We start from the raw sequence: 6,266 nt of genomic DNA on the forward strand, positions 1-6,266 counted from the left end.
CGTGGGATGGCCTAACTAGGAGGCATGGAACCGATCACCCTCCAAGCCGGCCTCGGCTTCGGGCTCGTGAGTGTCGGCCTGCTCGCGCTTCTGCTCGTGGTCGTCACGCTCTGGCAGTCGTTCGAGATCGTCGACGCCTACGAGAAGAAGACGCTCACCGTCTTCGGCGAGTACCGCAAACTGCTCGAACCGGGGATCAACCTCATCCCGCCGTTCGTCTCCCGCACGTACCCGTTCGACATGCGGACCCAGACGCTGGACGTGCCCCGGCAGGAGGCGATCACGCGGGACAACTCTCCCGTGACCGCCGACGCGGTCGTCTACATCAAGGTGATGGACGCGAAGAAGGCGTTCCTCGAAGTCGACGACTACAAGAAGGCCGTCTCGAACCTCGCGCAGACCACCCTCCGGGCGGTCCTCGGCGACATGGAGCTCGACGACACGCTGAACAAGCGCCAAGAGATCAACGCAAAGATTCGCAAGGAACTGGACGAGCCCACCGACGAGTGGGGGATCCGCGTCGAGAGCGTCGAGGTCCGCGAGGTCAACCCCTCGAAAGACGTCCAGCAGGCGATGGAGCAGCAGACCTCCGCCGAGCGCCGCCGCCGCGCGATGATCCTCGAAGCGCAGGGTGAACGCCGCTCCGCGGTCGAGCAGGCCGAGGGTGACAAGCAGTCCAACATCATCCGCGCGCAGGGTGAAAAGCAGTCCCAGATCCTCGAAGCACAGGGGGACGCCATCTCGACGGTCCTCCGCGCCCGCTCCGCCGAGTCGATGGGCGAACGCGCCATCATCGAGCGCGGCATGGAGACCCTAGAGGAGATCGGGAAAGGCGAGTCCACCACCTTCGTCCTCCCGCAAGAGCTCACCAGCCTCGTCGGCCGCTACGGCAAGGCCCTCTCCGGCTCCGACGTTCAGGAGATGGAGGGGCTCGACGGGAAGGAGTTCGACGCCGACACGCGGAAGATGCTCGGCCTCGACGACATCGACGAGATCCTCGGCCAGATCGAGGAGTCGGCGGAGATGAACGTCGAGGAGTTAGAGAAGGAGGCCGAAGCCGTGAAGTCGGGCGACGCCGGCGCGAGCATCAGGTCCGCGGACGAGGTCATCCAAGAGATGGACGACGAAGAGGCGGCGGAAGTGGAGAAGGAGCAGTAAATCGGCGCGGAGCGCGGTCAAGGCTGTCGATTCTCCGCGCCGAATTGGATCGAACGAAGTGTTTTTGTCGGGGCGTAGACTACTACTCGGCGTGACAGAGGGGTTCGACGGACGGAAACGCGAGACGCTCCGCCGCTTCGCCGCGGTCGGAGCGGCCGCGCCGTTCGTCGGCACCGCGAGCGCGGACGACGGAAGCGGGGACGCGAACGAGACGCGGGAGGCGATCCGCGGCTACGTGCCGACGACCCCCGGCGCGCACTTCTCGAAGCTCCGCGACGACCTCCGGCTCGGCACCGGCGAGGCGCAGTACCACCTCCGGAAGCTCGAAGAGGCGGGCGAGATCGAGTCGGTGAAGGACGCAGACTACCGGCGCTTCTTCCCCGCCGGGCGCTTCGACGAGACCGACAAGCGGGCGCTCGGCTACCTGCGGCGAGGGACGCCCCGCGGGATGATCCTCGCGCTGTTGCGCGACCCGAGCGCCACCGGCGCCGACCTCGCGGAGGCCCTCGGCGTCTCGCGGCCGACGATAAGCGCGGCGGCCGCCGACCTGGAGGGCGCGGGCCTCCTCGACCGGACCGACGGCTACGCGCTGACCGAGCCGGAGCGGCTGCTCACGCTCGTCGTCCGGTACGCCGACTCATTCGACGCCGAGGCCGTCGCGTTCGCCGACGAGGCGGCGTCGCTGGTCGCGTACGACCCCTGACTTCGGTCAGGCCGTGACCATCCACGTCGTGCCGGAGGAGTACCCCCACTTCTCGACGTCGATATCGGTGGCGGCGTCGACGACCGCGCTCATGTTCGCGCCGACCTCTTTCGCCGAGAGGTCGAGGTCGTTGGCGATCAGCCGCGACTTGAAGTACGTCCGGTCGGACGCGTTCTCGCGGAGGTACCGCAGGATACGCGCCTGTTTCGCGGAGAGGCCGGCCGATTCGGCTGCGACCGCGTCCGGGTGAGCCGTGCTCATACAGCCATCACGTCATCACCACGCATAAGCCGGTTGGTAGGTCGGGTTAACACGCCGCTGTCCTGCGGTTTTCCACGGTGAGACGAGCGAGAGTCCCGTCCCAGCAGCGGGTTTGGGTACGGTCTTCGAACCGGGGCGGCGACGCGGACGGGCTCAGTACAGTTCGGCGACGAAGGGACCGAGCGCGCCGCTCACCGCGGCCGCGAGCGCCTCCGCCCGGTCGACGCGACCGTTCGTGAGCGCCCCGACGGCGCCGCCGCGCGTCGCGACGCCGTCGGTGCCGAGGAGGTCGTCCATCACGGGACCGAGTTCCGCCCCGTCGTCGATGCGGGCGGCGACGTTCGCCGGGAGCGCGAGGCTCGGCCCGGCGGCGCGGCCGACGCGGTCGCCGTCGGTCACGGCCGCCCACATGATCAGGAACCGCTCGTCGGCGCCGTCGAATCCCGCGACGCCGCCCTCGATGCCGACGCCGAGGTCGCGGTCGGGTTCGAGCGCCGCGCGGGCCCGGTTCTCCGCGCCCGCGACCGTCTCGGCGTGGCCGGTCGGCTGCTCGCTCACGCGGGAGTCGACCGGGACCGACTCGACCGCGACGCCGGTCGGACCGCCGGGGAGGTCGTCGTCGCCCGCCGACCCGACCGCCAGCTCGACCGCGCGCCGCTTCACCGGGTTGCCGCTGCCGACGCCGACTCGCAGGATCGTCATGTCCGGGCGTCGTCGTCCGGCGCCGAAAACGCCTCGGGATGGAGCAAGCGCGCCAGCCGCTCGACGCCGTCGATCAGGGCGGGGCTCGGCTGGTTCAGGAGGGAGTCGTCCAGGACGTGAACGGGGGCGTCGACCCACTCGCGCCCGGCGACGCCGGCGGGGTCGACGCGGTCGCCGTGCCCGCAGACGTGGACGACGACGTGGTCGGGATCGGCGCGCTCGACGTCTGCGGGCTCCACCTCGCGGGAGCGCTCGCCCGGCTCGGCGAACGGGTAGCGTCCGCCGGCGGCGCGGACGGCGTCGGGGACCCAGTTGCCGGCTGCCATCGGCGGGTCGGACCACTCCTCGCAGTACACGGTCGGACGGCGGCGGTCGGCGACGGCCTCGGCGATCCGGTCGAGTCGCTCGCGGGCGTCGGCCGCGAGGCGCTCGCCGGCCTCGGGGCGGTCCACGTCGGCGCCGCGGGCCGCGAACCCGTCCAACGCGTCGTCGAGCGTTGCGGGCTCGCGGTGCGCGACGTCGAGGCCGCGGTCGCGGCAGGCGGCCGCGAGGTCGGCCTGGAGCGCGTCGCTCGTGAGGACGACATCCGGGTCGAGGGCGGCGACGCGGTCGAGGTCGGGGTTCAGCCACCCGCCGACGGCGGTCGGGAGGTCGGAACCGTGCGCCGACCCGGGGTTGGAGCCGTCCGGGAGGTCGCAGTGGGCGGTGACGGCGACGAGGCGGTCGGCCGCCCCGAGGCCGGCGACCGTCGCGGTCGCGCTCGGTGCGAGCGAGACGACACGGGGCGCGGACATGGCGTCCGATCCGGTCGCGGTCGTCTCAACGGTTTCGATCGCCACGCTGACGCGGCGCCGCGGCGGTGATAGCGGCCGCAGGCGGCCGAGGTCGTCCGCGCGTCCCGACCGATCGGGGATCGGCGAAAACGCGTGATAGATCGTGTTCTTTTGTCGAGATCCGAGCGACACGTTCCGGTCGTTTTAAGTTATCTTCTGCCGACGGTAACGTAAGATCGCTCTCGGGCAGTTTCAGTTTCCGGGGGCCACCGAGCTATGAGTGAACGACTACACACACGGGGGAGTCGCTCCCGAACGGAGACGAACGAGGAGGAATCGGAGAACACGGACGAGACGCTCAGCTGCCCGGAGTGCGGCGGGCACGTCATCAACGACGAGGAACACGGGGAGACCGTCTGCAGCGACTGCGGGCTCGTCGTCGAGGCGGACTCGGTCGACCGCGGCCCGGAGTGGCGCGCGTTCGACTCCCGCGAGAAGGACGAGAAGAGCCGCGTCGGCGCCCCGACGACGAACACGATGCACGACAAGGGGCTCTCGACGAACATCGACTGGCGCGACAAGGACGCGTACGGCCGGTCGCTCGGCGCGCGCCAGCGCCAGAAGATGCAGCGGCTCCGCAAGTGGAACGAGCGGTTCCGCACCCGCGACTCCAAGGAGCGCAACCTGAAGCAGGCGCTCGGCGAGATCGACCGCATGGCGAGCGCGCAGGGGCTCCCGGACAACGTCCGCGAGACGGCCTCGGTCATCTACCGACGCGCGCTCGACGAGGACCTGCTCCCCGGTCGCTCCATCGAGGGCGTCTCCACCTCCTGCGTGTACGCCGCCGCCCGGATGGCCGGCGTCCCGCGCAGCCTCGACGAGATCGCCGACGTGTCGCGCGTCGAGAAGGCCGAGATCGCGCGGACGTACCGCTACGTCGTCCGCGAACTGAAGCTCGAAGTGAAGCCGGCCGACCCCGAGCAGTACGTCCCCCGGTTCGCCTCCGACCTCGAACTGAGCGAGGAGTCGGAGATGCGCGCGAAGAGCCTCCTCCGCAACGCCAAGGAGAAGGGCGTCCACTCGGGTAAGTCGCCGGTGGGCCTCGCCGCGGCCGCCGTCTACGCCGCCGCGCTCCTCACGAACGAGAAGACGACGCAGGCCGCCGTCTCGGAGGTCGCCGACATCTCCGAGGTCACCATCCGGAACCGGTACCACGAGCTGCTGGAGGCCGAGGACGGCCTCGTCGCGTAAGCGGACGCTTTCCCCGCCGACCCGACCGACTCCCACACCGTTCTACCCCGACCAGCTAAGTCCCCGCCCGCGGTACGCCCGCGTATGTTCGAGGAGTTCGTCCTCGCGGCGAGCACGGCCGACCTCTCCGAGGAGCCGCGGGCCCGCGACCACGCCGACGCGGTGGAGTTCCGGATGGACCTCGCGGACGCCCCGCGCGACCAGCTGGCGAGCTACGACGGCGAGCTCCCCCTGCTCGTCACGAACCGGGCGTCGTGGGAGGGCGGCGAGGCCGACGGGCTCGCGCGCTACGACGCGCTCTCCGACGCGGTCGCCCGCGACGCGGTCGCCGCGGTCGACGTGGAGCTCGCCGCGCTGCGCGGGACGCACCCGGACCCGGCCGAGGAGTCGCACGCGACAGCGCTGCGTGACGCGGCCCGAAGGGAGGGGGTGGCGGTGGTCGCGTCGGTCCACGACTTCGAGTCGACGCCCGAGCCGGCCGCGCTGGTCGACCTGCTCGCCGACGCCGCGAGCGAGGGCGACGTGGGGAAGCTAGCGACGACCGCGACCGCCCCGGCGGACGCGCTGGCGATGCTCGAGGCGACCCACGAGGCGACCGTCGCTGGCCATCGGGTCGCGACGATGTGTATGGGCGAGCCGGGGCGTCACACCCGCGCGGTCGCCCCGGTCTACGGCTCGAAGATCGGCTACGCGCCCGTCGACCCCGCGGAGGCGACCGCGCCGGGGCAGTACCCGCTCGCGACGCTCCGAACCCTCGTCGACAGGCTTCGAGGCGGCGAGCCGGGCGCGTAGAGGCGGCGAGCCGGACGCGTAGGGACAGCAAACCGGGCGCGCGTAGGGGCGGACACTTTTCACGCCCGCCGTCGAACTACGGCGGTGAGATGGCCCTCATCGGATCGGATCAGTCGTCGGTGGTCTCCGCGTTCGGCCTCCTCATCGCCCTCGTCGCGGTCGTCGGCACCCGATTCCTCGGGTGGGAGTGGGGGTCCGGCCGACTCGTCCCGACGCTCGTCGGCGTGGCGGTCGCCGGGGTCGCCGTCGCGGTCGTCGCCGGGCGGGTACTGGACTGAACGCGGCGACCGCGTCGCCGTCGCGCACGTCGATCCGGTCGCCAGGCCCGGCTCGCCGCGTCGCCGACCGGCCGACGCGCCCGGGACGGAGCCAAACCGCTTTACGACCGCCCGCGTAAGTGTCGTCAATGGCGACGTGCGACGAATGCGGGGAGTACGAGAACCTCCCGTACCAGTGTAAGCGGTGCGGCCAGACGTTCTGCGCCGAGCACCGACTGCCCGAGAACCACAACTGTCCGGGCCTCGCCGAGTGGGACGACCCCGGCGGGGTCTTCGACAGCGGCTTCGACGAGAGCGTCGAGGGCGGGGCCGCGGGCGGCGCCGCCGACGCGCGGGGCGGCGCCGCCC

The 6,266-nt window shown here is 71.3% G+C and carries 9 protein-coding genes; 6 read left to right on the forward strand and 3 right to left on the reverse strand.

What is annotated here, in order from left to right:
* Window positions 1–24 precede the first annotated feature (24 nt).
* Entirely contained in the window at window positions 25–1,158 is a 1,134-nt protein-coding gene (locus B9H04_RS11980) for an SPFH domain-containing protein (protein WP_085682739.1), read from the forward strand.
* 91 nt (window positions 1,159–1,249) lie between these two features.
* Window positions 1,250–1,861 carry a winged helix-turn-helix transcriptional regulator gene (locus tag B9H04_RS11985; RefSeq protein ID WP_085682740.1) on the forward strand — a complete coding sequence of 204 codons (612 nt, stop codon included), beginning with the start codon at window positions 1,250–1,252 and terminating at the stop codon, window positions 1,859–1,861.
* Window positions 1,862–1,867: 6 nt separating this feature from the next.
* Here the strand turns inward: B9H04_RS11985 and B9H04_RS11990 are convergent, their stop codons facing one another.
* From B9H04_RS11990 to B9H04_RS12000, 3 genes are all read right to left on the reverse strand, one after another.
* Complete coding sequence (locus tag B9H04_RS11990; RefSeq protein WP_049932489.1) at window positions 1,868–2,122, reverse strand: DUF7123 family protein; 255 nt, start codon at window positions 2,120–2,122, stop codon at window positions 1,868–1,870.
* Between the two features lie 153 nt (window positions 2,123–2,275).
* Window positions 2,276–2,824 carry a DUF84 family protein gene (locus B9H04_RS11995; RefSeq protein ID WP_049932488.1) on the reverse strand — a complete coding sequence of 183 codons (549 nt, stop codon included), beginning with the start codon at window positions 2,822–2,824 and terminating at the stop codon, window positions 2,276–2,278.
* On the reverse strand, window positions 2,821–3,618 hold the full coding sequence (locus B9H04_RS12000) for a helical backbone metal receptor (protein ID WP_049932502.1): 798 nt from the start codon (window positions 3,616–3,618) through the stop codon (window positions 2,821–2,823). The genes B9H04_RS11995 and B9H04_RS12000 overlap by 4 nt, the downstream gene beginning before the upstream one ends.
* A 255-nt stretch (window positions 3,619–3,873) precedes the next feature.
* Between B9H04_RS12000 and B9H04_RS12005 the strand changes: the two genes are divergently transcribed.
* The 4 genes from B9H04_RS12005 to B9H04_RS12020 form a co-directional block, all read left to right on the forward strand.
* The gene (locus B9H04_RS12005) at window positions 3,874–4,848 is read left to right on the forward strand and encodes a transcription initiation factor IIB (RefSeq protein WP_006114298.1); all 975 of its coding nucleotides are present in this window, start codon (window positions 3,874–3,876) and stop codon (window positions 4,846–4,848) included.
* A gap of 84 nt (window positions 4,849–4,932) precedes the next feature.
* Complete coding sequence (locus tag B9H04_RS12010; protein WP_049932486.1) at window positions 4,933–5,640, forward strand: type I 3-dehydroquinate dehydratase; 708 nt, start codon at window positions 4,933–4,935, stop codon at window positions 5,638–5,640.
* Window positions 5,641–5,729: 89 nt separating this feature from the next.
* On the forward strand, window positions 5,730–5,918 hold the full coding sequence (locus tag B9H04_RS12015) for a hypothetical protein (protein WP_049932484.1): 189 nt from the start codon (window positions 5,730–5,732) through the stop codon (window positions 5,916–5,918).
* 128 nt (window positions 5,919–6,046) lie between these two features.
* Window positions 6,047–6,266, forward strand: a 220-nt coding sequence (locus B9H04_RS12020; RefSeq protein ID WP_276327505.1) for an AN1-type zinc finger domain-containing protein, incomplete at its 3' end; no start/stop codon positions are given.

It is taken from the genome of Halorubrum ezzemoulense DSM 17463 (assembly GCF_002114285.1).
In the GTDB taxonomy this organism is placed as follows: domain Archaea; phylum Halobacteriota; class Halobacteria; order Halobacteriales; family Haloferacaceae; genus Halorubrum; species Halorubrum ezzemoulense.

What these genes read in the sequence shown, in the direction of transcription:
- B9H04_RS11980 (WP_085682739.1), top strand. Translation starts at nt 25, where the DNA reads ATGGAACCGATCACCCTCCAAGCCGGCCTCGGCTTCGGGCTCGTGAGT.
- B9H04_RS11990 (WP_049932489.1), bottom strand. Translation starts at nt 2,122, where the DNA reads ATGAGCACGGCTCACCCGGACGCGGTCGCAGCCGAATCGGCCGGCCTC.
- B9H04_RS11995 (WP_049932488.1), bottom strand. Translation starts at nt 2,824, where the DNA reads ATGACGATCCTGCGAGTCGGCGTCGGCAGCGGCAACCCGGTGAAGCGG.
- B9H04_RS12000 (WP_049932502.1), bottom strand. Translation starts at nt 3,618, where the DNA reads ATGTCCGCGCCCCGTGTCGTCTCGCTCGCACCGAGCGCGACCGCGACG.
- B9H04_RS12005 (WP_006114298.1), top strand. Translation starts at nt 3,874, where the DNA reads ATGAGTGAACGACTACACACACGGGGGAGTCGCTCCCGAACGGAGACG.
- B9H04_RS12010 (WP_049932486.1), top strand. Translation starts at nt 4,933, where the DNA reads ATGTTCGAGGAGTTCGTCCTCGCGGCGAGCACGGCCGACCTCTCCGAG.
- B9H04_RS12015 (WP_049932484.1), top strand. Translation starts at nt 5,730, where the DNA reads ATGGCCCTCATCGGATCGGATCAGTCGTCGGTGGTCTCCGCGTTCGGC.